The 24,316-nt window shown below is 52.8% G+C and carries 17 protein-coding genes and 1 riboswitch; of the genes, 12 read left to right on the top strand and 5 right to left on the bottom strand.

Going from position 1 to position 24,316, the window contains the following annotated elements; genetic code table 11:
- Positions 1-67 precede the first annotated feature (67 nt).
- Positions 68-245, bottom strand: a riboswitch (Lysine riboswitch).
- Between the two features lie 176 nt (positions 246-421).
- On the top strand, positions 422-1,543 hold the full coding sequence (locus VPR01S_RS18395; RefSeq protein ID WP_021706880.1) for a pyridoxal-phosphate-dependent aminotransferase family protein: 1,122 nt from the start codon (positions 422-424) through the stop codon (positions 1,541-1,543).
- A 42-nt stretch (positions 1,544-1,585) separates the two neighbouring features.
- Here the strand turns inward: VPR01S_RS18395 and VPR01S_RS18390 are convergent, their stop codons facing one another.
- The 4 genes from VPR01S_RS18390 to VPR01S_RS18375 form a co-directional block, all read right to left on the bottom strand.
- Complete coding sequence (locus VPR01S_RS18390) at positions 1,586-3,352, bottom strand: PglL family O-oligosaccharyltransferase (protein WP_021706879.1); 1,767 nt, start codon at positions 3,350-3,352, stop codon at positions 1,586-1,588.
- 69 nt (positions 3,353-3,421) lie between these two features.
- Entirely contained in the window at positions 3,422-6,244 is a 2,823-nt protein-coding gene (uvrA, locus tag VPR01S_RS18385) for an excinuclease ABC subunit UvrA (RefSeq protein WP_021706878.1), read from the bottom strand.
- A gap of 141 nt (positions 6,245-6,385) precedes the next feature.
- Entirely contained in the window at positions 6,386-7,261 is an 876-nt protein-coding gene (gene galU / locus VPR01S_RS18380) for a UTP--glucose-1-phosphate uridylyltransferase GalU (protein WP_021706877.1), read from the bottom strand.
- 113 nt (positions 7,262-7,374) lie between these two features.
- Entirely contained in the window at positions 7,375-8,022 is a 648-nt protein-coding gene (locus tag VPR01S_RS18375) for a LuxR C-terminal-related transcriptional regulator (RefSeq protein ID WP_021706876.1), read from the bottom strand.
- 282 nt (positions 8,023-8,304) lie between these two features.
- Between VPR01S_RS18375 and VPR01S_RS18370 the strand changes: the two genes are divergently transcribed.
- The 11 genes from VPR01S_RS18370 (at position 8,305) to tldD (ending at position 22,651) form a co-directional block, all read left to right on the top strand.
- Positions 8,305-8,838 carry a single-stranded DNA-binding protein gene (locus tag VPR01S_RS18370; RefSeq protein WP_021706875.1) on the top strand — a complete coding sequence of 178 codons (534 nt, stop codon included), beginning with the start codon at positions 8,305-8,307 and terminating at the stop codon, positions 8,836-8,838.
- Between the two features lie 125 nt (positions 8,839-8,963).
- A complete protein-coding gene (csrD, locus tag VPR01S_RS18365) occupies positions 8,964-10,979 on the top strand; it encodes an RNase E specificity factor CsrD (protein ID WP_021706874.1) in 2,016 nt (671 codons plus the stop codon).
- Positions 10,980-11,211: 232 nt separating this feature from the next.
- Complete coding sequence (locus VPR01S_RS18360; RefSeq protein WP_021706873.1) at positions 11,212-11,679, top strand: type II secretion system protein; 468 nt, start codon at positions 11,212-11,214, stop codon at positions 11,677-11,679.
- 260 nt (positions 11,680-11,939) lie between these two features.
- A complete protein-coding gene (locus VPR01S_RS18355; protein ID WP_021706872.1) occupies positions 11,940-12,983 on the top strand; it encodes a rod shape-determining protein in 1,044 nt (347 codons plus the stop codon).
- Between the two features lie 64 nt (positions 12,984-13,047).
- Positions 13,048-13,944: a rod shape-determining protein MreC gene (mreC, locus tag VPR01S_RS18350; RefSeq protein WP_021706871.1), complete on the top strand. Its 897-nt coding sequence runs from the start codon at positions 13,048-13,050 to the stop codon at positions 13,942-13,944.
- Complete coding sequence (gene mreD, locus VPR01S_RS18345) at positions 13,934-14,422, top strand: rod shape-determining protein MreD (RefSeq protein WP_021706870.1); 489 nt, start codon at positions 13,934-13,936, stop codon at positions 14,420-14,422. The genes mreC and mreD overlap by 11 nt, the downstream gene beginning before the upstream one ends.
- Positions 14,422-14,988 (top strand): Maf family protein, encoded by a 567-nt coding sequence (locus tag VPR01S_RS18340; RefSeq protein ID WP_021706869.1) that lies wholly within the window; start codon positions 14,422-14,424, stop codon positions 14,986-14,988. The genes mreD and VPR01S_RS18340 overlap by 1 nt, the downstream gene beginning before the upstream one ends.
- Before the next feature lie 21 nt (positions 14,989-15,009).
- Positions 15,010-16,479, top strand: a complete 1,470-nt coding sequence (gene rng / locus VPR01S_RS18335; protein ID WP_021706868.1) for a ribonuclease G — start codon at positions 15,010-15,012, stop codon at positions 16,477-16,479.
- 10 nt (positions 16,480-16,489) lie between these two features.
- The gene (locus tag VPR01S_RS18330; RefSeq protein ID WP_021706867.1) at positions 16,490-20,365 is read left to right on the top strand and encodes a YhdP family protein; all 3,876 of its coding nucleotides are present in this window, start codon (positions 16,490-16,492) and stop codon (positions 20,363-20,365) included.
- A gap of 9 nt (positions 20,366-20,374) precedes the next feature.
- Positions 20,375-21,196, top strand: a complete 822-nt coding sequence (locus tag VPR01S_RS18325) for a carbon-nitrogen hydrolase family protein (RefSeq protein ID WP_021706866.1) — start codon at positions 20,375-20,377, stop codon at positions 21,194-21,196.
- Positions 21,197-21,205: 9 nt separating this feature from the next.
- Entirely contained in the window at positions 21,206-22,651 is a 1,446-nt protein-coding gene (tldD, locus tag VPR01S_RS18320; RefSeq protein WP_021706865.1) for a metalloprotease TldD, read from the top strand.
- A gap of 52 nt (positions 22,652-22,703) precedes the next feature.
- Here tldD and arcA read toward each other — a convergent pair whose 3' ends face one another.
- The gene (gene arcA / locus VPR01S_RS18315) at positions 22,704-23,924 is read right to left on the bottom strand and encodes an arginine deiminase (RefSeq protein ID WP_021706864.1); all 1,221 of its coding nucleotides are present in this window, start codon (positions 23,922-23,924) and stop codon (positions 22,704-22,706) included.
- Positions 23,925-24,316 lie beyond the last annotated feature (392 nt).

Here is a 24,316-nt window from a genome sequence, read left to right as displayed (position 1 = left end):
AATCGAACATCCTGTATCTGAAGAGAGTGGTAGAGCCAAAAGAGAGGTAAAATTATAATGAATTGATGACCTCAGAAGCTCTTCACCAGACGGTGCTGGTGACAGTTGCTGGGACTCAACCCAAGTCAACCGACAGATCTGATCCACAACTCAGAACTACCTCGGCACTGCTCCCCCTGAGTATGTCGTGTTGGAGTTGAGGCTCCACAACATACCTGCCTGGGCAGTGCTCCTCTTCTGCATAAAGCTTAATCATTGAACGGGTTTGCTGAAACAATGTCAATCAATAATTCAACCGGAATGAAAATTTTTGTTAACGAATTTGTGACACTGGTTTGACCTGCCGGAAAGAGGGCGGATTGCTGCCGATGACTATTTCGATTAAGGTGAAAAGTCATGACCAGTCACGCAAGGAGCGAGCATGTCGATTCAAAGCTTTATTCCCCCTCACCGTATTCTGATGGGCCCGGGGCCGTCGGATATTTCTCCACAGGTCTTGCAGGCCTTGAGCCGCCCGACCGTCGGCCATTTAGACCCGCTGTTTATCCAGATGATGGATGAGCTCAAGCAGCTGCTCAAATACGCTTTTCAGACAGAGAATGACTTTACTATTGCGGTATCGGCCCCAGGCAGTGCCGGGATGGAAGCGTGTTTCGTCAACCTGGTCGAGCCCGGAGACAAAGTGATTGTCTGCCGCAACGGGGTCTTTGGTGAGCGTATGCGCGAAAACGTGCTGCGTGCTGGTGGTGAAGCGATACTGGTGGACGACGAATGGGGCTCGCCCGTGTCGGTAGATAAAGTGGCGCAGGCACTGAGCGATCATCCTGATAGTAAAATTCTGGCGTTTGTGCATGCAGAAACCTCAACCGGTGCCCTGTCGGATGCTGAGGCGTTGGGACGCCTGGCCAAGCAACATGGGGTATTGACCATAGTCGATGCGGTGACGTCGCTGGGTGGTGTGCCGTTGAAAGTGGATGAGTGGCAGTTGGATGCGGTCTATTCCGGGAGCCAGAAATGCCTTTCTTGTGTACCCGGCTTGTCGCCGCTGACGTTTTCACCCCAGGCGATTGCGAAGATTCAGTCGCGTCAGACCCCGATTCAGAGTTGGTTCCTGGATCAGAGTCTGGTGTTGGGGTATTGGAGCGGAGAGGGGAAGCGCAGCTACCACCACACAGCCCCCGTGAACAGTTTGTATGCGCTGCATGAAGCTTTGCTTATCCTCAAAAATGAAGGGTTGGAGCAAGCCTGGCAGCGTCACCGCGTAATGCACGACAAACTGAAATCGGGCTTGGAAACGTTGGGCTTTGAGTTTGTGGTTGACGAAGCGCACCGCTTACCCCAACTGAACGCGATATATGTGCCGGCGCACATTGATGAAGCTAAAGTCCGGGCACATCTGTTGCAACAGTACAATCTCGAGATTGGGGCTGGTCTTGGTGCGCTGGCAGGAAAGGCGTGGCGGATTGGTCTGATGGGCTATGCTGCCCGCAACGAGAATGTTGCGTTATGTCTGCGGGCTTTAGAAGAGTCACTCACTGTGTGACGGATGACGGAACGTAAAAAAGGGCGGTACATACCGCCTTTTTTATTCTCTGCTACCTTGTGTGGCAACGGAATCAGACCTTGTCTGGTGGGACTGGAGCTGGTCGAAATCCTGGAGAGGAAACAGGTACAGCGCTTCGTTTAAGGTTTGTTTGGCCCGGCTGTCGTCGCCCAGCCCCTGATAGGCCAGGATCAGATTGCGGTAAAATACCGGGCGGGGTTTGTGCCGGATGATTTGTTGTGACCACTGAATATACGGGGTGATCAGCGCGGGATCCTGACGTGTCAGACCAAGCTGGAGATAGCTGCTGTAAACGTCCCAGTCAAATCTGTCTTTCCATACCACAGGGTTACTGATCCGGCGCAGAATCTCCGGGTTTTTCGGCTTGGAGTGTTCAAACTGCGTCAGAATGTAGTTGGTGTGCAGGGCGCTGAGCATGTACACGCAGGTGACCACCGGCAGTACCAGACTGCTGACTCTGAGCAGTGCTTTGGTGATATTGCTAAAGCGAATGGCTTTATAGCGGGCAACGCGTTGATCGACCCAGAACAGCAGGATGACAAACGTCAGCCAGTGAATTGCTGAATGATAAAACGGGTATTCGAGTTGAGAGTGCAGCACTATCGGCACAAACAGAGCAAACATCGCAGTGCGGGTGCCCTTTTTGGCGGTATAGATACGAAACAGCACCATCCCTGCGGCAAACACGATGCCTATCAGTGGCAGCAGCCCGCCTTCAGCCGACCAGAACAACAGTTCATTGTGCGGATGATCCATGGCGGGTAGGCCTGGCGGATAATCCGGATTCAACTGGTGCTGACGTGCGGTGTACAGCATGTACTGGGACTCAAACCGGCCATAACCGTAGCCGGTAAAAGGCTTTTCAATCACCATGTCCAGTGTTTGAGGGAAAGTGTAACGACGGGGGCTGTCGAGGTCCGCTTTGTCCGACATCAACGAGTCACTGCCCTGCAAGTAGCCGGCAATAAGTCCCAACACGATTCCGAGAAACAGTGAAATTAGCCAGCCCACCATCCGGCGACGAGTCGCATAGCGGTAGAGGTAGGGCAAGATCAGCGCAGTGGCCAGAGCAGCACTGAGCCAACCCGTACGTGAGGCCAATACCACTAGGAGCGGCACGGTCAATAGCGGAAGTGCATACAGCAGGTTGGTGGCGCTGAGTTTATTGTGGTACTTGACTGGCTGGCGCGACAGTAGATAAGCGGACAACACCAGCCCGGTCGCGAGAAAGCTCGCCATCACATTGGGCTGTTGAAAAATGCCATAAGGCCGGTTGGCGATCGTGTCATAGCCAAATGGGTTGCCCGGCGACAGCAGGAAATACTGAATATAACCCAGCAGGGCTTCGATGGTGACGGCGATAACCACCAACCACAACAGACGCAATTTATGTTTATTGCTGAGCTTGAACTGTTGTAGCGCGACGAACAGCAGGTAACCCGCCCACAGGCCAATCAGACGGCCGGTGGCGTACTCGGGCAGACTATCCGGAAAAAAGATTGGCACCGTGAGCAGTAAGCAACTGACCAAAAGACCGATGGTCAGCTTGGAATAGCGCAGTCTCTGGTTACTACCAAGCTGATAAAGACCCAGCGCCGCAGCAATACTGAACGCCATCCAGGTCGTCGGGTTGAACGAAAGCGCCAGCCCGGCACCGCCAGGGTTGGGCGTGAAAATGTGCATCGCGACGACAAACATGACGGCCAGAGCTGCCATAAAGCGCTTATTGAGTGGGACACTGGGCGTTTCCGGCTCCAGTTGTGTTCCGCTGAGGTGTACAGTTGCCATAGTCGTTAAATCACTGATAAAAACAAACCAGCGCAGGAGACGCTGGTTTGGTTACTTTACCGTTTTTTTCTACTTCAACATAGGCTTGAGGAAGCGGGCGGTGTGCGATCCTTCGACTTGTGCCACATCTTCTGGTGTCCCCTGGGCAATGATCTGCCCGCCGCCCTGGCCGCCTTCGGGCCCCAGATCAATGATCCAGTCAGCGGTTTTGATCACATCCAGGTTATGTTCGATCACCACCACGGTATTGCCGTGATCGCGCAGGCGGTGCAGGACTGTCAGCAATTGCTGAATGTCATGGAAGTGTAGCCCTGTGGTCGGTTCGTCAAGAATGTACAGGGTTTTGCCGGTATCGCGTTTGGACAGCTCCCGAGCCAGTTTGACCCGCTGAGCTTCACCACCGGATAACGTGGTGGCCGCTTGGCCGAGGCGGATGTAAGACAGGCCCACATCGATGAGCGTTTGCAGTTTACGGGCAATGGCCGGAACCGGATCAAAGAAACCACGTGCGTCTTCAACGGTCATTTCCAGCACTTCATCAATGGTTTTTCCTTTGTAGCGCACTTCCAGTGTTTCTCGGTTATAGCGCTTGCCTTTACACACATCGCAGGGCACGTACACATCCGGCAGAAAGTGCATTTCGACCTTGATAACCCCGTCACCCTGACAGGCTTCACAGCGACCACCGCGGACGTTAAAACTGAAACGGCCCGGTTTGTAGCCGCGCGAGCGGGATTCCTGAGTCCCGGCAAACAGCTCGCGGATCGGGGTGAAGATCCCGGTATAGGTTGCCGGATTGGAGCGCGGCGTCCGGCCGATCGGGCTCTGATCAATGTCGATGACTTTATCGAAATGTTCCAGGCCTTTGATGGCCTTGTATGGCGCCGGCGTGGCGGTGGTGGCGCCATTGAGCTGGGTGTGCGCGATTTTAAAGAAGGTGTCATTGATCAGAGTGGATTTACCCGAGCCGGACACGCCGGTAATGCAGCTGAACAGACCAACCGGAAGCGACAGATCGACGGCTTTGAGGTTATTGCCGGTTGCGCCCAGTAGCTCAACCGTTTTCTTGGCATTTCGTGGCGTGCGCTGCTCAGGGATGGCGATCTGCTTGTCACCGCACAGATACTGGCCGGTCAATGAGTCTGGGTTAGCGATGATCTCATGAACAGTGCCTTCTGCCACGACCTGACCGCCGTGCACCCCGGCGCCCGGACCAATATCGATCACGTGATCCGCCATGCGAATGGCGTCTTCATCATGCTCCACTACCAATACGGTGTTTCCTAGATCGCGCAGGTGCGTCAAGGTGTTGAGCAAACGTTCGTTATCTCGCTGGTGGAGGCCAATCGAGGGTTCATCCAGTACGTACATCACGCCAACCAGCCCTGCGCCAATCTGACTGGCAAGCCGGATGCGTTGCGCTTCTCCGCCTGAGAGGGTTTCAGCACTGCGCGACAGGTTGAGGTAATTCAGGCCGACGTTGACCAGAAAATGCAACCGGTCATTGATTTCTTTCATCACTTTTTCGGCAATCTGGGCACGCTGGCCTTCCAGTTGCAGGGATTGGAAAAAGGCCAGTGCATCGGCAATGCTCAGTTCAACGATCTGGGGCAGCGTGGTGTCCTGGATAAAAACGTTACGCGCTTCCAGCCGCAACCGGGTGCCGTCACAACTGCTGCACGGTTTGGTGGATATGTATTTTGCTAACTCTTCGCGTACTGAGTTTGATTCGGTATCACGGTAGCGGCGTTCGAGCGTGTTGAGGATACCTTCAAAAGGATGACGTTTGACGCGGATATCACCGCGATCGTTGACGTAATTGAATTCTATCTGAGTACGCCCGGACCCTCGCAGGATGATTTCCTGTGTTTTTTTCGGTAGGGAGGTAAAGGGGGCGTGCAGATCAAAGTCGTAATGGTCAGCCAGTGATTTGAGCATCTGGAAATAATAGAAATTTTTCTGATCCCAGCCCCGAATGGCGCCGTCTGCCAGACTGAGCGATTCATCCACGATCACCCGGGCTGGGTCAAAGTATTGCTGTACACCCAAGCCGTCACAGGTCCCACATGCACCGGCCGGGTTATTGAACGAAAACAGGCGTGGCTCCAGCTCTCGCATGCTGTAGCCACAGTGCGGACAGGCAAAATTGGCCGAGAAGACAATTTCCTCTCCGTCGCCATCCATTGGGGCAACCACGACGATGCCGCCGGACAGCTCCAGTGCGGTTTCAAAGGACTCCGCCAGGCGTTGCTGTAAATCATCACGAACTTTGAAGCGATCCACCACCACCTCGATGGTGTGCTTTTTATGCAGTTCCAGTGGTGGGGGATCGGACAGATCGCAGGTTTCGCCGTCGATACGTGCGCGGATAAATCCCTGCGCCGCCAGATTCTCCAGCGTTTTGACGTGTTCACCTTTCCGCTCTTTGACGATTGGGGCCAGCAGCATCATACGGGCACCTTCCGGCAGATCCAGTACCTTGTCGACCATCTGGCTGATGGTTTGTGCGGTCAGCGGAACCTTGTGATCCGGACAGCGAGGCTCACCCACCCGGGCGTACAGCAGACGCAGATAATCATACACTTCGGTGATGGTACCGACAGTGGATCGCGGATTGTGTGAGGTGGATTTTTGCTCTATCGAAATGGCCGGTGACAGGCCTTCGATATGGTCCACATCGGGTTTTTCCATCAGAGACAGGAACTGGCGGGCATACGCAGACAGAGATTCAACGTAACGACGTTGACCTTCTGCGTATAAGGTGTCAAAGGCCAGGGAAGATTTACCCGAGCCGGATAAGCCGGTAATGACGATCAGCTTGTCGCGGGGAATCGTCAGGTTGACGTTTTTCAGGTTGTGGGTTCTGGCACCACGAACTTCAATCTTATCCATCTTCTGTGCTCTGTGAAAAATTGAGTTCGCCAAGTATTACATAGTGTGAGAAATGTGCAAAGGAATACTGTATAAAAAAACAGTCAAAGAAAAAGGCGGCTCAGAGAGCCGCCTTCAGTTAGTTTGTTGAACAAGCAGGAATTACTTCTGTTCTTTTTGCGTGGTTTGTTTACCCAATGTAGAGACTTTGCTGTCTTTCAGGTACAGATTTTCGTAGCAGTAGTTGGTTGCTTCGATATACCCTTCCACGCTACCACAGTCAAAGCGGTGGCCTTTAAATTTGTACGCCAGAACACAGCCCGCTTTCGCTTGCTTGAGCAGCGCGTCCGTGATTTGAATTTCGCCACCTTTACCAGGTTCGGTATTTTCGATCAGTTCGAAAATATCCGGCGTCAGGATGTAGCGGCCGATGATTGCCAGGTTGCTTGGTGCGGTGCCCGGCTCCGGTTTTTCGACCATGTCATCCACGCGGTAGATGTCATCTTTGATCATTTCACCCGAGATTACCCCGTACTTGTGAGTCTCTTCGGCTGGCACTTCCTGAACGGCAACAATCGAGCAGCGGAATTGTTTAAACAGCGCGACCATCTGTGCCAGGACGCCTTCCTGTTCATTGACACACAGGTCGTCGGCCAGAACAACGGCAAATGGTTCGTCACCCACCAGTTCACGACCAGTCAGAATCGCGTGGCCCAGGCCTTTCATCTCGCGTTGGCGGATGTAAGTGAAGTTCGCGCTGTCGATGATGTTGCGGATATCGACCAGAAGCTCTTCTTTATTGGTGCCGCTGATCTGGTGCTCCAGCTCGTAGTTCTTGTCAAAGTGATCCATGATTGCGTGCTTGCCGCGACCGGTAACAATACACATCCCGTTCATACCAGCGGCAATGGCTTCGTCAACGCCATATTCGATCAGTGGTTTGTTCACCACTGGCATCATCTCTTTAGGCATAGACTTGGTGGCGGGGAGGAAGCGTGTACCGTAGCCAGCTGCCGGGAAAAGGCACTTTTTAATCATGTGAGAAAACCCTTTAAAATATCGTTGTTCTGAGTACCGCCGAACCTTACCACGAAATGGATGAATAGATAATGAATCGTGACGCGAAAGTCTCTTTGACCTGCAAAAAGTGATCAACCCAACAAATTTTGGTCTGCCCAGGCAATGGCCTGAACCCGATTTTTGACCGACAGTTTTTTGAAAATCTGATACAGATGGGATTTGACCGTGTACTCACTGATAAACAGACTCTCGGCAATTTGTTGATTGGAGGCGCCGGTTTGCAGACAACGCAGAATTTGCAGTTCCCGAGCGGTAATGTCGACGGTAGCCGGTGCGGTATGACTTGCAATCACGTGACGATAATAATGCAGTAACTGGCTGGTGACTTTTCTTGGCAGCCAGTTCTGACCGTTAATGATCTCGCCGCAGCCCCGTGCGATCGCGTTAATCTCATCATTTTGATAAAACAGCCCTTTCAAATTGCCAAACGTCAGCAGTTCCTCGGTGGGCAGGCGCTTTTCGACATTAAAGATGATGGTTTCATAGTTTTTGTTGGTCAGTGGCAGACCACGAACTTGTTGTCTGAGGTGACGGTGGGTCTGATAATCCAGCATCAGAATTTTGTGCCGGTGTTTCGGTGCAGCCTGCATCAATTCCGCTGGCTCAATGCGTGGAATGGTTAATCCTAACGTGGCGGAAACGCGGTCAATGACCGGCATAGGCTGCTGTTTATCCGCGCATAAAAAATAAATCGTCCGTGTGTAGTCGGCTCTGCGCATAGTCTCTCTCCATGAGAAGTTGTTAAAATGGAGCGCTAAAATGACGCATGCCTGGCGAAAGTTCTATTGGTGTTCAAACTTTTGCGTTGGGTTTCATACAACCAGGTAATGCATAATTTTATTAATAGCGGAGCAGTATGAATCGGGTCTAAAAAATGAACACATCACACCGCGCGGGGAATCCGTTCCGCGCACACTACGAATGAGTTGTACCAGGATGAATCCGTGGTATCCTAATGCGCTATTCTTTATACAGACAGATGAAACAAGACGGAGCAAAACATGGCCAGCCGTGGAGTGAACAAAGTTATATTAGTCGGTAATCTGGGGAATGACCCAGAGATTCGTTACATGCCAAGTGGCGGTGCAGTGGCCAACATTACAGTGGCTACGTCGGAAACATGGCGTGATAAAGCGACTGGCGAACAGCGTGAAAAAACCGAATGGCACCGTGTGGCGTTGTTTGGCAAGCTGGCCGAAGTGGCTGGTGAATACCTGCGCAAAGGGTCTCAGGTTTACATCGAAGGTCAGCTGCAAACGCGTAAGTGGCAGGACCAAAGTGGTCAGGATCGTTACACCACTGAGATCGTTGTTCAAGGTTTTAACGGTGTGATGCAGATGCTGGGTGGTCGTGCTCAGGGCGGTGCGCCAGGCCAGGGTATGGGACAACCTCAGCAACAGCAAGGTGGTTGGGGACAGCCTCAGCAACCCGCAATGCAACAGCAGCAACCACAACAGCCAGCACAGCAACCGCAACAGGCTCAGCCTCAATACAATGAACCGCCGATGGATTTTGATGACGATATCCCATTCTAAGCGCTTGATTAGCAAAAAAAGCCGCGGATCCCGCGGCTTTTTTATATATTAAACAAGACAATCATGTATCCCGCTGCCGATGTGGCAGCCGGCACGCTTTACCGGGGAAAAGGAATTCTGCGCACATGAGGTACACGCCTACCTTAAAACTGAGCACGCGCTTGGTGGCTTTCGTCACCGTGATAGTAATCAGTGCTATGTTCATTTTATTCATCGGTGGAACGCTGTCGTTCAAGCGTGTCGGGCAGGAATATCTGGATCACTATCTGCAGGGCATTGTTGAAGTGGTCGATAAAGAGATGGAAGATCCGGACGCCGCGTATTCAATGCAGCGCTGGATGCCTAAAATGCTGCAAGCTTCGAACATCATCGAAATGCAGCTCTCTTCCCCTGTCGGTGTAGTTTATCGCTTCAAAGATACCTCCTCACGCATTGATGAGCAGTTGTTGTACGAAAAGTCGTTTGCTTTGGAGCGCAACAGTGGCTATCAGATCGCATTTAAAGCGCTGCCACCGTATTTGGGTTACAGTTACTCACTCGAAGCATTGTGGTCTATTACACTCGCGGTGGCTTTGGTGATTTTCTGTCTGATGCGAGGCGTTAAGTGGCTGAAGGAGCAGTTATACGGCTCTGAGCTGCTGGAAGAGCGCGGGCGGATGATCCTGGCTGGTCGGGTCGAAGAGCACGCCAAAGGCGATGAGCGCGAATGGCCATACACCGCCAGTGAAGCCTTGGATATGCTGATCGAAGAATTACAGGACGCGCGGCAAGAGCGCAGCCGCTTTGATACGTTTATTCGTTCACAGACGTTTCTCGACCAACTGACCGGTACCGCGAACCGGGTGTTGTTTGACAGTAAACTCGAGTCAACTCTGTCCGAAAGCGGAGCCTACGGCGGGGTGATGCTATTGCGCATCAACGACTGGGATTCCTTGTGCGAGGAAAACGGTAAGAAAGCCGCCGATGATTTCATTGTCGATGTCGGTGAGGGGCTGTCGAATGTTCTGCAGCGTTACCCGGACGTGATTCTGTCGCGTTATTACGATGCCGACTTCGCTATTTTTATTCCACATCAGGGCGCGAAAGAAGTCGCTACCATTGCCTCTAACTGCCTTAAACAACTGGAAAAGATCACACCTCCGCCTCCGATTGACGTTGAGGACTGGTGCCACATCGGGGTCAGTATGTATCAGGAAGGGGAGCGCAGAGGGCGCATTCTTGATGAAGCCGAAACGGCGCTGAAAAGTGCGCAGCTGCAACGAATCAACACCTGGAGTCGTTTTCAGAAAAGCGCCAACGCCAATCTGGAACGTGGCAGTGTCCGTTGGCGGACCTTGTTTGATCAAGTGCTGACTCCCAGTAAGCTGCAAATCTATCAGCAGCCGTGCTACCTGTTAACGTCACACAAAGAGTTACAGTTAGAACACCATGAGCTGTTTGCCCGCATTGATGATCCGGAGCGCGGGATTCTGAAAGCGTCCCGATTTAATGCTGCGATCGAATCGGTGGGTTATGAAACCATGCTGGATAAAACGGTATTGATCTCTGTGATCCGCCATATCAAACAGTCGCCACAGCGTAAGCCGCTATCGGTGAATCTGTATGTCCAGCCATTTGCGGATAAATCTTACTTTAAATGGTTCCGCGATGAGCTGCTGCAGTTGCCAATGGATCTGCGTGGCATGCTGACGTTTGAGTTTTCGGAGGCCCGTCTGGTCAAACATCTTGATTACATGCGCCCGGTGATCCGAATGATCGCTGGTATCGGTTGCAAAGTGTGTGTCGGTCAGGCCGGACGCTCGATCGTCAGTACCTATTATCTGAAAGATCTTAAAGTGGACTTCCTTAAGCTGCATCGCAGTTTGATCAAACAGATCGATCAACGCCATGAAAATCAGTTATTTGTCCGCAGCCTGATTGGCGCCTGTAAAGGACTGAAAACTCAGGTTATCGCGGTAGGCGTCGACAGCAGGGAAGAGCAGGATGTGCTTATCAGCCTTGGGGTGGATGGGTTGCAGGGGCGTTATCTGGCGGCGGAAACGCCCATGTTGCCTGAAATCAGCCCAACCCCGGTCACACGGCGTGACACCAGTAGCGCGAAAGTCCAGCCCGGTAGACGAAACCGCTGGCGGCGCAAATAGCCCCATCAGTGGTGCCTTATACTGTGCGGGTTGTCACTCTGGGTTTCGAATAGCAGTGCGTTTCCAGCTGCGAGCGTGGAACGCTGCTCATAACAATCAGCCTCGAGCGGTATGATGCTCCGCGATTTTTTGTTAGGGTGCGGGCATGCCTTCTGAGGTGGCGTCAACGTGGTTCGTGTGTTCGCCACCGACAGTCAGCGGATTATCAACTGCGAGCCGAGGAAACGTGCCAATGAATCAACACTTGGGATTTAGCCTGATAAAACTGACGGTGATGCTGATGATCCTGGGAATTCTGACGGTGATCGCCGCCCCGCGCTTTTTGAATCTTCATTCTGAGGCTCGAATGTCGGCATTAGAGGGACTCAAAAGTGCTATGCAAAACGCAGCCGGCGTTGTGCATGCACAGGCTGAACAGACTCCGCAGGCAACGCGATCTGCAGTCACTATGAGCCTGAATTCGGGCTCGCAAGTGGTCGAGATGGTGTTTGGTTATCCGGCAGCCACGTCAGCCGGAATTGGTCACGCGGTGGCGGGTCTGAGCGACACCGCTACCTGGCGGGTGGTGTCGACGTCGGCCACATCGATTAGCTATGGATTTCGTGACGATAGCGAAAAAGCCTGTGTCGTGCGCTACGTGCAGCCCTCAAGTGCGGGCGAACCACCTCAAATTATCACCTCGAATGCTGAGCAGTGCTGATTCATAAGGCCGCCTGATAGTCATCTTTCCGAGCGCGATGATATTCACCGCCGGTCATAAGCGTATGCGTTGTCTGCGTCACACCCGGTGCAGCGGATTGCTACGCGATCAAGGCAGATTTTTCCGATTAGGTTAGGAATCTGTTAGAAATTGAGTGTTTCAGCCCATGTTTCCGCTTCAATGCCTTGCTGTGATGGCGAGGCATTGGTACATTTAGTGCAATTTTCATCTTCTAATTCTTGCAGGACGAGCGAAGAAATATGTTCAAAAAACTTCGTGGCATGTTTTCAAATGACCTATCGATTGATTTAGGTACTGCCAACACTCTTATTTATGTTAAAGGACAGGGCATTGTTCTGGACGAACCCTCAGTAGTCGCCATCCGTCAGGACCGTAACCGGACGGGAAAAAGTGTAGCCGCAGTTGGTCATGCCGCCAAGCAGATGCTGGGCCGTACGCCGGGTAATATTTCTGCTATTCGTCCAATGAAAGACGGTGTGATCGCCGACTTTTATGTTACGGAAAAAATGCTGCAACACTTCATTAAACAGGTGCATGACAACAGCATTTTGAAACCAAGCCCGCGCGTACTGGTGTGTGTGCCTTGTGGCTCCACTCAGGTAGAGCGCCGTGCGATTCGTGAATCGGCACTGGGCGCTGGTGCACGTGAAGTGTACTTAATCGATGAGCCAATGGCGGCCGCGATCGGTGCTGGCCTGCGTGTTTCAGAACCGACCGGTTCTATGGTGGTCGATATCGGTGGCGGTACGACGGAAGTGGCGGTGATCTCGCTGAACGGTGTGGTGTATTCCTCCTCGGTGCGTATCGGTGGTGACCGTTTTGATGAAGCTATCATCAATTATGTTCGCCGTAACTACGGTAGTCTGATTGGTGAAGCGACCGCAGAAAAGATCAAACATGAAATCGGCTCGGCATACCCGGGTGATGAAGTTCAGGAAATTGAAGTGCGCGGCCGTAACCTAGCAGAAGGTGTGCCACGCAGTTTCAGCCTCAACTCAAACGAAATTCTGGAAGCGTTGCAAGAGCCTCTGACGGGCATCGTCTCCGCGGTGATGGTTGCGCTGGAACAGTGTCCGCCTGAACTGGCGTCCGACATTTCAGAAAACGGCATGGTACTGACCGGTGGTGGTGCTTTGCTGAAAGACATCGACCGTCTGCTGACGGAAGAAACAGGTATTCCGGTTGTTATTGCTGAAGATCCCCTCACTTGTGTGGCTCGTGGCGGTGGTAAAGCGCTGGAAATGATCGACATGCACGGTGGCGATCTCTTTAGCGAAGAATAATAACGATGTCGATCCGGGCTGACCGAGCGCCGGATCCTGAAACCGGAATAGGGGATCTCTATAGATGAAGCCGATTTTTGGCAGAGGACCTTCCCTGCAACTTCGCCTGTTTCTTGCGGTCATCGTATCAGCCAGCCTTATGCTGGCTGATAGTCGTTTAGGTGCTTTCGCCAACGTACGCTTTTTGCTCAATAGCCTGGTCGCGCCAATCCAGTACGCGGCCGATCTTCCCCGGGTGATGTTTGACGATTTTTATGAGCGACTCAACTCCCGTCAGGAATTGATGGAATCCAATCGTGGACTGAAACAGGAAGTGCTGCGCCTCAAAAGTGAGCTGATCCTGTTGGACCAGTACCGGGAAGAAAACCAGCGTTTTCGTAAACTGCTGGGCTCGTCGTTTGTCCGTGATGAGAGAAAAGTGGTGACGGAAGTGATGGCGGTGGATACCTCCCCATATCGTCATCAGGTGGTGATCGACAAAGGTCAGATTGATGGCGTATACGTTGGGCAGCCAGTGATCAATGAAAAAGGCATTGTGGGTCAGGTAACATTTGTGTCGGCGCACAATAGTCGGGTACTGCTGTTGACCGACAGCAACAGTGCCATTCCTGTGCAAGTTATACGCAATGATATCCGGGTGATCGCGTCCGGTAATGGGAAAATTGACCAGATTCAGCTTGAACATATTCCGACCAGCACTGACATTCAACAGGGCGACCTATTGGTGAGCTCTGGACTGGGCGGCGTGTACCCGGAAGGTTATCCGGTGGCGCATGTTTCGAAGGTCGAGCGAGACACTCAGCGCGAGTTTGCGTCCATTGAGGCGGATCCGGTGGTGGATTTCGAACGTTTGCGGTACCTACTGCTGATCTGGCCCAATGGCTCGAAACCTGAAGCGGCCGGTCTGACAACCAGCAATGAGCCGCCACAAGCTCAGCCGGAGGCGCAAGATGGGCAATAATACGTTAAGCAGCCGCCTGGCAATCTGGCTGACCTTTCTGATCGCGTTGGTGCTGCAGACCATTCCCTGGCCGGGCGTGCTGGATTTGGTTCGACCGTCCTGGTTGCTGCTGGTGACCTGCTATTGGGTGCTGGCACTGCCACATCGGGTCAATGTCGGTACTGCGCTGATTCTGGGGCTGTTGTGGGACGTGCTGCTGGGCTCTACGCTGGGCATTCGCGGCATGATGATGTCGATTGTGGTCTATCTGGTGGCATTAAACTTTCTGGTGCTGCGTAACATGGCACTGTGGCAGCAAGCATTGGTGATTGCTTTGCTGTCGATGTTACTGGATGTACTGATTTTCGGTGGTGAATACCTGATCCGAGACATCACGTTTAACACTATGTCGCTGTGGAGCGGGCTGGTTAACTGCATTCTTTGGCCGTGGTTATTCCTGTTGCTGCGTCGCATTCGACGTCACTGGCATGTAAGATAATGAATATAGTATTAGCGTCCGGCTCTCCGCGGCGTAAAGAACTGCTGGCTCAGCTTGGCTATCAGTTCCAGGTAATGACCACGGATGTGGAAGAGCAGCGGCAGCCCGGCGAAGCGCCACTGGATTACGTGCGCCGCTTGTCGCAAGACAAAGCGCTGGCGGGAGTGACGCTGGCAGGGGCTGTGATGGCAGCCCCGGTGGTGATTGGCTCCGACACCATCGTCGTTCAGGGCGATGAGGTGTTGGAAAAACCGCTCGACCTGGCCGATGCCAAGCGTATGTTGCTGGGGTTATCCGATACACGCCACCAGGTGATGACCGCGGTCACCGTGGCCAATAAACAGATGCATAAATCGGTCGTTGTGACGACCGATGTGTGGTTCAAACCCTTGTCTGAAAAAGAAATTGAACAATACTGGCAAACGGGTGAGCCATGCGATAAAGCTGGCAGTTACGGCATACAAGGACTGGGTGGAAAATTTGTAACCAGAATTGAGGGCAGCTTTTACGCTGTTGTGGGTTTACCTCTATTTGAAACTGACCAGCTTCTGCGCGAATTCTTATAAATTAAAAATTGAGGTGCTCTCATGAGTGCAGAACTGCTGATTAACGTGACCCCGAGTGAAACTCGTGTGGCCATGATTGAAGGCGGCGTCCTTCAGGAAATCCATATTGAACGTGAAGCAAAACGAGGCATTGTTGGCAACATCTACAAAGGGAAAGTGAGCCGGGTTCTGCCGGGTATGCAGGCCGCTTTTGTGGATATCGGTTTAGACAAAGCGGCGTTTCTTCACGCCTCTGATATTGTCCCTCACACCGAATGCGTGGCTGAAAACGAAAAGCAGCAATTTCAGGTCCGCGATATCTCCGAACTGGTTCGTCAGGGACAGGATATCGTGGTCCAGGTGGTCAAAGATCCGCTCGGTACCAAAGGGGCACGGTTGACCACGGACATCACTCTGCCCTCCCGTTATCTGGTCTTCATGCCAGGCGCCAGCCATGTTGGTGTCTCGCAGCGAATTGAAAGCGAAGAAGAGCGCGAGCGCCTGAAGAAAGTGGTGATGAACTACTGCGATGAGCACGGCGGTTTTATCATCCGCACTGCGGCAGAAGGCGCATTTGATAAAGAGCTCTCTCAGGACGCGGCGTTTCTGAAACGCCTGTGGTCGAAAGTGATGGAGCGCCGCTCTAAATACAAAACCCGTTCGACATTATATGGTGAGCTTGGATTGTCTCAGCGTATCCTGCGCGACTTTGTCGGTACAGACCTGACAAAAATTCTGGTCGACTCACGTACGGAGTATGAAAACCTACAAGAATTCACCTCCGAATACGTCCCTGAGCTGACCGATAAGCTGGAATTGTACGAAGGCGACAAGCCGATTTTCGATATGTACGACACCGAGAATGAAATCCAACGTTCGCTGGAGCGGAAGGTGGAACTCAAATCCGGTGGTTATCTGATCATTGATCAAACCGAAGCCATGACCACGGTCGACATCAACACCGGTGCGTTTGTCGGGCGGCGGAATCTAGAAGAAACCATCTTCAATACCAATGTCGAGGCGACGCAGGCGATCGCGCGTCAACTGCGTTTGCGTAACCTAGGTGGCATCATCATCATCGATTTTATCGATATGGCATCGGATGAGCACCGTAAGCGGGTACTTACCTCACTAGAAGTCGCCTTGAGTAAAGATCGGGTGAAAACCAACATCAACGGCTTTACCCAGCTTGGCCTGGTTGAAATGACCCGTAAACGTACCCGCGAAAGTATTGAACATGTGCTGTGTTCTACTTGTCCAACTTGTGAGGGGCGTGGCAGCGTTAAAACCGTGGAAACTGTGTGCTATGAAGTCCTGCGTGAAATCACCCGGGTCAATCGTGCTTACGATGCCGACAAGTTTGTGGTGTACGCCTCACCGGCCGTCGCGGACACGTTGCAGGGCGATGAATCTCATGCGCTGGCGGAACTGGAAGTGTTTATTGGCAAGGAAGTGCGCATCCAGGCGGAGCCACTTTACAGTCAGGAACAGTTTGATGTGGTTATGATGTGATGGAAATTGTGTGAATCCTGGTGTTACCCGCTTATCGCGTTTTCTTCTTTGGTTAGTCGTCACTTTACTGGTGACCCTTGCCGTGGCTGTGACCGCTTTGCGGATCATGTTACCTGAGCTCAACCGCTATCAAGTTCAGATTCAGAACATGGTCAATGAAGCCACCGGGCTTGAATTTCATATTGATAATGTCAGTGGATTCTGGCGTAACACACACCCATCCATTTCCCTTCAGGGCTTGAAGGCAGAGCAGCCAGAGGGCTCAACCGTCGGTTTTTCGGCAGACAAAATTGAAATTGAGTTTGACCTGATCCAGTCGCTGATGCAGATGCAGCCAGTGATCGCTGAACTGACGACCTACCAGCTGAAACTGGATTTGCGCCGCGTCGATCTGTTCTCTCAGCGTCAATCTGATGCCACTGACAGCAAAGACAACCGGGTACTGCAACGTCTGGATAACTTGTTCTTGCGCCAGTTGGATGACTTTTCACTGCTCCATTCCGCGATTCAGTACCGCTCTGTGGCCGGCGAAGAGCGCCAGCTCGATATTGAGAAGCTGCGCTGGAAGAACAGTGGCCGCCGCCATCGCGCTGAAGGGGTGGTCAGCATTGCGGAAAAACACATCAACTCGCTGTCGGTGAACGCCGATTTTATTGACCATGGCTCGTTGCAGGATGTGTCCGGTGAGTTTTATGTCGGGGCCGAGAATCTGCGCATTACGCCGTGGCTGACCACCTATCTGCAGACACAGACGGGCATTGACAATGGTCAAATCAGCTTCAACAGTTGGGTAACGCTTGAGCACAGTCATCCGCAGGATGCGTATGTCGAGTTAAAGCCGTCAGACATCAGCTGGCGGGAAGGAACGCGTCATGACCTGATGCTCGAATCCGGCATATTCCAACTGGTTCCTTCGCAAAAAGGCTGGCAAGTAAGCGGGCATTCACTTCGAGTGCGCACCGATGACAAAGCATGGCCGGAATTGGATGTGGCGTTTAACTGGCAACCGGACAAATGGCGTCTGAACGTCTCGCAACTGGATCTGGCTGCGATCGCTCCGCTGGTGAAGTTGGCACCTGACTCTGACCAAACCTCGCTGTTGATTGATCAGCTCCAGCCGGGGGGACTGGTTGAAGACTTGCGCATCGCCATGGGGAAAGACCGCGATTCTTTGCAATACTCGGCGCGTTTGAGTGACGGATCGCTGGCACAATGGCAACTGCTGCCTGAACTGCATCACCTGTCGGCCACTCTGACTGGGAATGCCCGCCAGGCGCACGCCCGATTATCATTAATTGATGATGTGTTGCCGTATGGCGAGGTCTTCCAGGCTCCGCTCAATATTAAGCAAGGCGCAGTAAACATCGTCTGGCAAAAGCAGAGCAGCGGCTGGTCGTTGTGGGCTGATAAAGTCACGGTCGCAACCCCGGATTTACAGGTATTGGGGGCGTTTCGTCTTGATTTTCCTGAGGATCAGAGTCCGTTTTTGTCTTTCTACGCTGAAGCGGATCTGTACAACGCCGGTCAGACCTGGCGTTATTTGCCCACGCTGGCGTTAGGACGCACGCTGACCGATTATCTCTCGACCGCAATACAGGCCGGTCAGGTCGATACCGCCAAGCTGGTATGGTACGGCGCACTCAATGATTTCCCCTATCATGAGCATAATGGTGTCTTTCAGGCGTGGGTGGGTCTGAAGCACGCCAAGTTCAGTTTTGATACGGCCTGGCCGCCAATCACCAACCTGCAACTGGATCTGTTGTTCCACAACGATGCCATGTACCTCGATTCGCATGACGCCACGCTGATGAACGTGAAAGCGCAGCGGATCACTGGCCGCATTCCCGAACTGGCGGAAGGGGGGCACATTGAGATTGAAGCCAGTGCCATGGCGCAAGGGAACGATTTACGCGATTACATGACCGCCACGCCGCTGGTGGACTCGGTGGGCGCAGCACTGACTGCAGTGCAGGTGGATGGTGAGGTCAAATCTGCGTTTCAGCTCAATATTCCATTTGACGGCGATAAAGAGCCGCGCGCCTGGGGCTGGGCTGATCTGACAGACAATCATGTGGAAATCGATGCACCGGCGATGACGCTGGAAAAAGTTTCGGGTCGGATCCGCTTTGACAACGACGTGGTCCAGGCCGCGGGGCTGGCCGCTGGCTTGCTCAAGCAGCCCGTCTCTATTGACTTCAAAGGTGAAAGTGCGGCGAACGGATATGACGTGAATATCGATGTATTGGGCGATTGGAAGATCAAGCCACTCAGCCCTTATCTGGGATCTCGCTGGACGCAGCCACTGACGGGACATGCGCCGTGGACGATGGATCTCAATATTCAGCTCAATGATGTCGGCTTCACTTATCAAATTGATACGCAGGCGGATTTACGTCAACTGAGCAGCCGTTACCCCTATCCACTCAATCGAGACGCAGGCACTGCGGGCAAAGCGCGTTTGCAGGCATCAGGTAATCAACAATCAGTCACCGCCAGGTTGTCGCTGCCGTCGGCCAAATATCAGGCGGAAATCGACATCGGCAAAGATAAGCCGGTGTTGCAAGCCACCAACCTGGTGCTGGGCAGTGGCAGTTTTAAGATCAGCCCGGTGGTGGGGCATCAGGCGCAAGTGCGTACCGATAAGTTGAACCTGGATGAGTGGCTGGCCCTACTGGGTCATTCGTCTGACGCTCAAACGGCGTCGTCACAGCAGCAGAAGGCAGAGGCTGTGGAAATACCATTGCCTGAACGGGTTGATGTCAACGTTGCGGAGCTGACGCTGGGCGGGATCGACTGGCACGACGTTAACTTTGATGCTCGTAAGAAGAACCTCACCTGGTATATGTCGCTGGACAGTCAGGAAGCCAAAGGCGAAGCCAGCTACCTGCAGCCCTACGATCTGAGTGTGGCTCTGGAACGCCTGCATGTGTACATTCCTGAGCTGGAGAACAAGCAGAAGTCAGAAACCAGCCTGTTCCGGGGTCAGGAAGAGGGGGCATCACTGATCTCTGACTTTGATCGCGAGTTTCACGATCTGATGCCCAACCTGACTCTGAATATCGACGATTTCTGGTTGCAGGGCTACAAGGTGGGCAAGTTGACGATGGATTTGCAGCGCACTGGCGATCAACTGGAGTGGAAACAACTGACGCTGCAAAGTGGCAACAACAAAGTGGCGATCCAAGGCGCCTGGTCACTGACCGATACCAGTAGCCACACCAATTTCAACCTTGATATGCAAGGGCAGAATAACTCAGAGTTGATGGAGCGTTTCGGCATCAGCTCCGGCATCCAACAGGCTCCGTTTGAGCTGTCCGGTAATATCGACTGGGATGGCGCGCCCTGGTCGATGAGGGTTGATACGCTCAAAGGCAACATCAAAACCAAACTGGGCAAAGGCATGGTGTCGGATGTCAGCGGCGCGGCGCGTCTGCTCGGTCTGTTCAGTCTGGATTCGATCATTCGCAAGATGCAACTCGATTTTTCCGACGTGTTTGACAAAGGCATGGCGTTCAACTCGATTTCCGGCAGCGGTGAGATCCGCAACGGCATTTTTGTCACTAATGACATTAAGATGGACGCGGTGGCGGGCGAGATGAAGATCAAAGGCATGGCCAACCTTAATACCCGGATGGTGGATGCCGAAGTTAACTTCACGCCGGATATTACCTCCGGCATACCGGTATTAACCGCGTTTGCAGTGACACCGCAGACGGCGTTGTATGTGTTGGCCATAACCACGGTGCTTTCCCCTGTTGTGGAAGTCTTTACTCAGGTAGATTATGAAGTGAAAGGGCCGCTGGACTCGCCGACGGTGAAAGAACTGTCGCGCAGTAAAGGTGAGTTTAAACTGCCGGAATCACTGCGGCTTAAAAGTAAAGAGTAAGGAGGACGCATGGAGCGCGTCGGATTGATCCAGATGACCTCAGGTGCGGACCCTGAGCAAAATATTGACTTTGTGGCGGCGCAGCTGCCCGGATTGGTGGCGCAAGGCGTCCAATGGGTGGTATTGCCAGAGAATGCGCTGGTGTTTGGCTCGCGAGCCGATTATCACCGTCACGCCTATCCACTTGGTGACGGGCCACTATTCGGGGCGATGGCGGCTCTGGCGCGCCAGCATGCCATCTGGATCGTGGTTGGCAGTATGCCAGTGCGCCGAGCGGAGGGCGTCAGCACCACGTGTGTGGTGATAAATCCGCTCGGGGAACCCGTAGCGTACTATGATAAACTGCATATGTTTGATGTCGATGTCGCCGATGGCCACCAACATTATCGGGAGTCGGAAACCTTTATACCGGGTAATCAGGTGAGTACCACCTCGACACCTTTTGGCAAACTTGGTCTGTCAATCTGTTATGATGTGCGTTTCCCCCATTTGTATGCGGAGCTGGTGGATTTGGGTGCTCAGATCCTGCTTGTTCCAGCGGCGTTTACCGCGGTCACCGGTGAGGCGCATTGGGAAACGCTGTTGCGTGCCCGAGCGATTGAGACGCAGTGCTGGGTGGTCGCCGTTAATCAGACAGGCACCCATCAGGGTGGCAGAGAAACCTGGGGACATTCAATGGTGATTACACCCTGGGGTGAGAAAGTCACCGATCTTGGCCGGCAGGCAGGTGTAGGCATCGCCGACATCGACCAGGCACAGGTCGATAAGCTTCGAACCGCCATGCCGGTTCAGCAACATCGCCGTTTCGCCAATCAGTTTCAACCTAAATAAGAGCAGAATATGACGATTAACCGCATTGAAGATGCACTCCTGAAACCGGCCGGTCTGACAGAGCAGGACGTTGCCGCGACTCTGGCAAGCATCACGACCCGCGCTGTAGACTACGCTGACATCTATTTTCAATCCAGCTGGCACGAGTCTCTGGTACTGGAAGACAGCATCATCAAAGATGGTTCATTCAATATTGATTGTGGCGTTGGTGTCCGCGCTGTCTCCGGCGAGAAAACCGGCTTTGCCTACTCTGATCAGATTCAACTTGAAGGGTTAAAACAAAGTGCCCAGGCCGCCCGGGGGATTGCACAACAAGGTCAGAATGGTCAATTGCAGGCGTTTCGCCGTCATGATAACCAACAGGTGTACGCGGCTGTTAACCCGTTAGAATGTTGGGAGAAACAACAGAAAACTCAACTTCTGAAAGCGCTGGATGCGTACATCCGGACCAAAGAACCGTTGATTAAAGAAGTGTCAGTCAGCCTCAGTGGTGTCCATGAACAGGTGCTGGTGGCTGCAACCGACGGAACCTATGCTGGCGATATCCGTCCGCTGGTGCGTTTATCGATCAGCGTGCTGGCACAAAAAGGCGATCGTCGTGAGCGCGGCAGCGCCGGTGGTGGTGGTCGCTTCGATTACAATTATTTCCTCTCGGATCTCAACGGCAGTCAGATTGCGTACCAGTACGCAGACGAAGCGATCCGAATGGCGCTGGTGAATCTGGAAGCCGACGCCGCGCCTGCGGGGGCGATGCCAGTTGTATTGGGTTCTGGTTGGCCGGGAGTACTGCTGCACGAAGCTGTCGGACACGGCCTGGAAGGGGACTTTAACCGCAAGGAATCGTCGGTCTTTTCCGGCAAGATGGGCCAGAAAGTCACCTCAGATCTGTGTACCATTGTGGATGATGGCACTTTGACGGATCTGCGAGGCTCACTCAACATCGATGATGAAGGAGTCAACGGCCAGTACAACACGCTGATTGAAAACGGGGTGCTCAAAGGGTACATGCAGGACAAACTGAATGCGCGCCTGATGGGTGTCGCACCGACGGGTAATGGCCGTCGTGAGTCTTATGCTCACCTGCCGATGCCGCGCATGACCAATACCTACATGCTGCCAGGTCAGCACACGCCGGAAGAGATCATCTCGACGGTGAAAAAAGGCCTGTATGCGCCGAATTTTGGTGGGGGCCAGGTGGACATCACGTCTGGTAAATTTGTTTTCTCTGCCTCTGAAGCGTATCTGATTGAAGACGGAAAAATTACCCGTCCGGTGAAAGGCGCGACGTTAATTGGCTCGGGCATTGAAGCGATGCAGCAGGTATCGATGGTGGGCAACGATCTCAGCATTGACCGGGGCGTGGGTGTTTGCGGCAAAGCCGGGCAGAGTGTGCCTGTGGGGGTTGGACAACCGACGCTGAAACTCGACTCGCTGACCGTCGGCGGAACGGAATAACAAAAAAGCTGCGCAGAGCGCAGCTTTTTTTTCGTTCAGAGCCTGTCAGGAATCAGATGTCGTCCCGCTCGATAGGGCAGCTCATACAACGCGCACCACCACGGCCACGGCCCAGTTCGTTGCCCGGGATGGTCAGAACCTGAATGCCGGCTTTATCATACTTCTCGTTGGTGTAGACATTGCGCTCGTAGCCAATTACCACACCCGGTTTGACGGTGAGTACGTTGTTGGCGTCATTCCATTGCTCACGTTCCGCTTCGTAATTGTCACCGCCGGTGGTGATGATTTTGAGGTAATCCAGTCCCAGCGCCTCTTCGATCGCGTGCACGTAGCTCGGTGCGCTCTGCGCCTGGATGGTGCCATCGTCTTTAGGCGTCAGACGCCAGGTCGCGAGATCTTTGCGCATGATTTCCGGATACACCGAGAACGTATCAATATCCATGTGGGTCATTACGGTATCCAGGTGCATGCACGAACGGTGTTTTGGCAGTTCCACTGCGATCACTTCTTTGGCTTGTCCATGACGGAATAGGTTGGCCGCCAGGTTCTCAACCCCTTGCGGAGTGGTGCGCTCGGAAATACCAATCAAGACAGCTCCATTACCAATCACCAGTACGTCGCCGCCTTCAATGTTGGCGTTGTCGTAATGCAAATCTTCATCACCGAAGTACTTAATGAAGTCCTGGCCGGCAAAGACCGGGTGCCAGCGGTAGATCGCCCGCAAATGGTTGGTTTCACGTTGACGAGCCGGTTTCATCATTGGATTGAGTGACACGCCACCGTAGACCCAGCAAGATGTATCACGGGTAAACAGATGATTGGGTAGCGGTTCAATGACGAAATCCAGTGGACGGTGCATGCGAGGCAGCATTGAGGCGGAATCCAGCTTAAGTTCAGAATACGCCAGACCACCCAGTAAGACGGTGGCCAGATGCTCATTATCCATTTCTGACAGATAACGACGCAGTTCGCTGGCAAAGGTTGGGCCGTAACGGAAATCAGAAATCTGGGTGTCGAGCAGCCACTGTTTGGCTTCTGCGATGGCCAGTGTTTCCACCAACAGATCGTGCAGCAGCAGAACTTCCACGTCCTGAGCGCGTAAGGTGTCGGCGAAGGCATCATGCTCTTTGCCTGCCGCTTCGACCGCCAGTACATCATCAAACAACAGCTCATGGCAGTTTGATGGTGTTAAGTGGGTGAGGGCGCGTTCTGGGCGATTCAGCAGCACTCGGCGCAGTTGACCGACTTCAGATCCAACGTACAACTTACTCATTTTGTATCCTTACTCTTATTCCAGCCCGTATTTATGACAAGCTTAACGGGAAGATGCAAGTTGATTAATTGAAGCTTTTATCTAAAGTTTGTGTTTTTTGTTGGTGTATATTTTTCTACGGTGTGTTTTTTTGATTGTTATTGAAATTTTATGTGTTTTGGTGCCGGTTGTGGAAAATGCGTGACTATGCGTACTTGGCCCAAGGTGCAATAGCGTAGATATCAATGCAAATGAGAATAGTTATTCAATATTTGAGATGAATAGCAAGTTTTATCTAAATTTTATGCAGATAAGTGGGCGAGAGCTGTATTCATCCTGAACTGATATTCACGCACTTTTTCGCCATCCGATGCGGTTTTGACCGCAAAATAAAACTCTGAATGCGTCATTTT

Source organism: Vibrio proteolyticus NBRC 13287, assembly GCF_000467125.1.
In the GTDB taxonomy this organism is placed as follows: domain Bacteria; phylum Pseudomonadota; class Gammaproteobacteria; order Enterobacterales; family Vibrionaceae; genus Vibrio; species Vibrio proteolyticus.
This window is presented reverse-complemented; position numbering and strand designations above follow the sequence as displayed.

What these genes read in the sequence shown, in the direction of transcription:
- galU (WP_021706877.1), bottom strand. Translation starts at nt 7,261, where the DNA reads ATGATTAAAAAGTGCCTTTTCCCGGCAGCTGGCTACGGTACACGCTTC.
- VPR01S_RS18375 (WP_021706876.1), bottom strand. Translation starts at nt 8,022, where the DNA reads ATGCGCAGAGCCGACTACACACGGACGATTTATTTTTTATGCGCGGAT.
- csrD (WP_021706874.1), top strand. Translation starts at nt 8,964, where the DNA reads ATGAGGTACACGCCTACCTTAAAACTGAGCACGCGCTTGGTGGCTTTC.
- VPR01S_RS18355 (WP_021706872.1), top strand. Translation starts at nt 11,940, where the DNA reads ATGTTCAAAAAACTTCGTGGCATGTTTTCAAATGACCTATCGATTGAT.
- VPR01S_RS18360 (WP_021706873.1), top strand. Translation starts at nt 11,212, where the DNA reads ATGAATCAACACTTGGGATTTAGCCTGATAAAACTGACGGTGATGCTG.
- arcA (WP_021706864.1), bottom strand. Translation starts at nt 23,924, where the DNA reads ATGAGTAAGTTGTACGTTGGATCTGAAGTCGGTCAACTGCGCCGAGTG.
- tldD (WP_021706865.1), top strand. Translation starts at nt 21,206, where the DNA reads ATGACGATTAACCGCATTGAAGATGCACTCCTGAAACCGGCCGGTCTG.
- uvrA (WP_021706878.1), bottom strand. Translation starts at nt 6,244, where the DNA reads ATGGATAAGATTGAAGTTCGTGGTGCCAGAACCCACAACCTGAAAAAC.
- VPR01S_RS18325 (WP_021706866.1), top strand. Translation starts at nt 20,375, where the DNA reads ATGGAGCGCGTCGGATTGATCCAGATGACCTCAGGTGCGGACCCTGAG.
- rng (WP_021706868.1), top strand. Translation starts at nt 15,010, where the DNA reads ATGAGTGCAGAACTGCTGATTAACGTGACCCCGAGTGAAACTCGTGTG.
- VPR01S_RS18395 (WP_021706880.1), top strand. Translation starts at nt 422, where the DNA reads ATGTCGATTCAAAGCTTTATTCCCCCTCACCGTATTCTGATGGGCCCG.
- VPR01S_RS18370 (WP_021706875.1), top strand. Translation starts at nt 8,305, where the DNA reads ATGGCCAGCCGTGGAGTGAACAAAGTTATATTAGTCGGTAATCTGGGG.
- VPR01S_RS18390 (WP_021706879.1), bottom strand. Translation starts at nt 3,352, where the DNA reads ATGGCAACTGTACACCTCAGCGGAACACAACTGGAGCCGGAAACGCCC.
- mreC (WP_021706871.1), top strand. Translation starts at nt 13,048, where the DNA reads ATGAAGCCGATTTTTGGCAGAGGACCTTCCCTGCAACTTCGCCTGTTT.
- VPR01S_RS18340 (WP_021706869.1), top strand. Translation starts at nt 14,422, where the DNA reads ATGAATATAGTATTAGCGTCCGGCTCTCCGCGGCGTAAAGAACTGCTG.
- mreD (WP_021706870.1), top strand. Translation starts at nt 13,934, where the DNA reads ATGGGCAATAATACGTTAAGCAGCCGCCTGGCAATCTGGCTGACCTTT.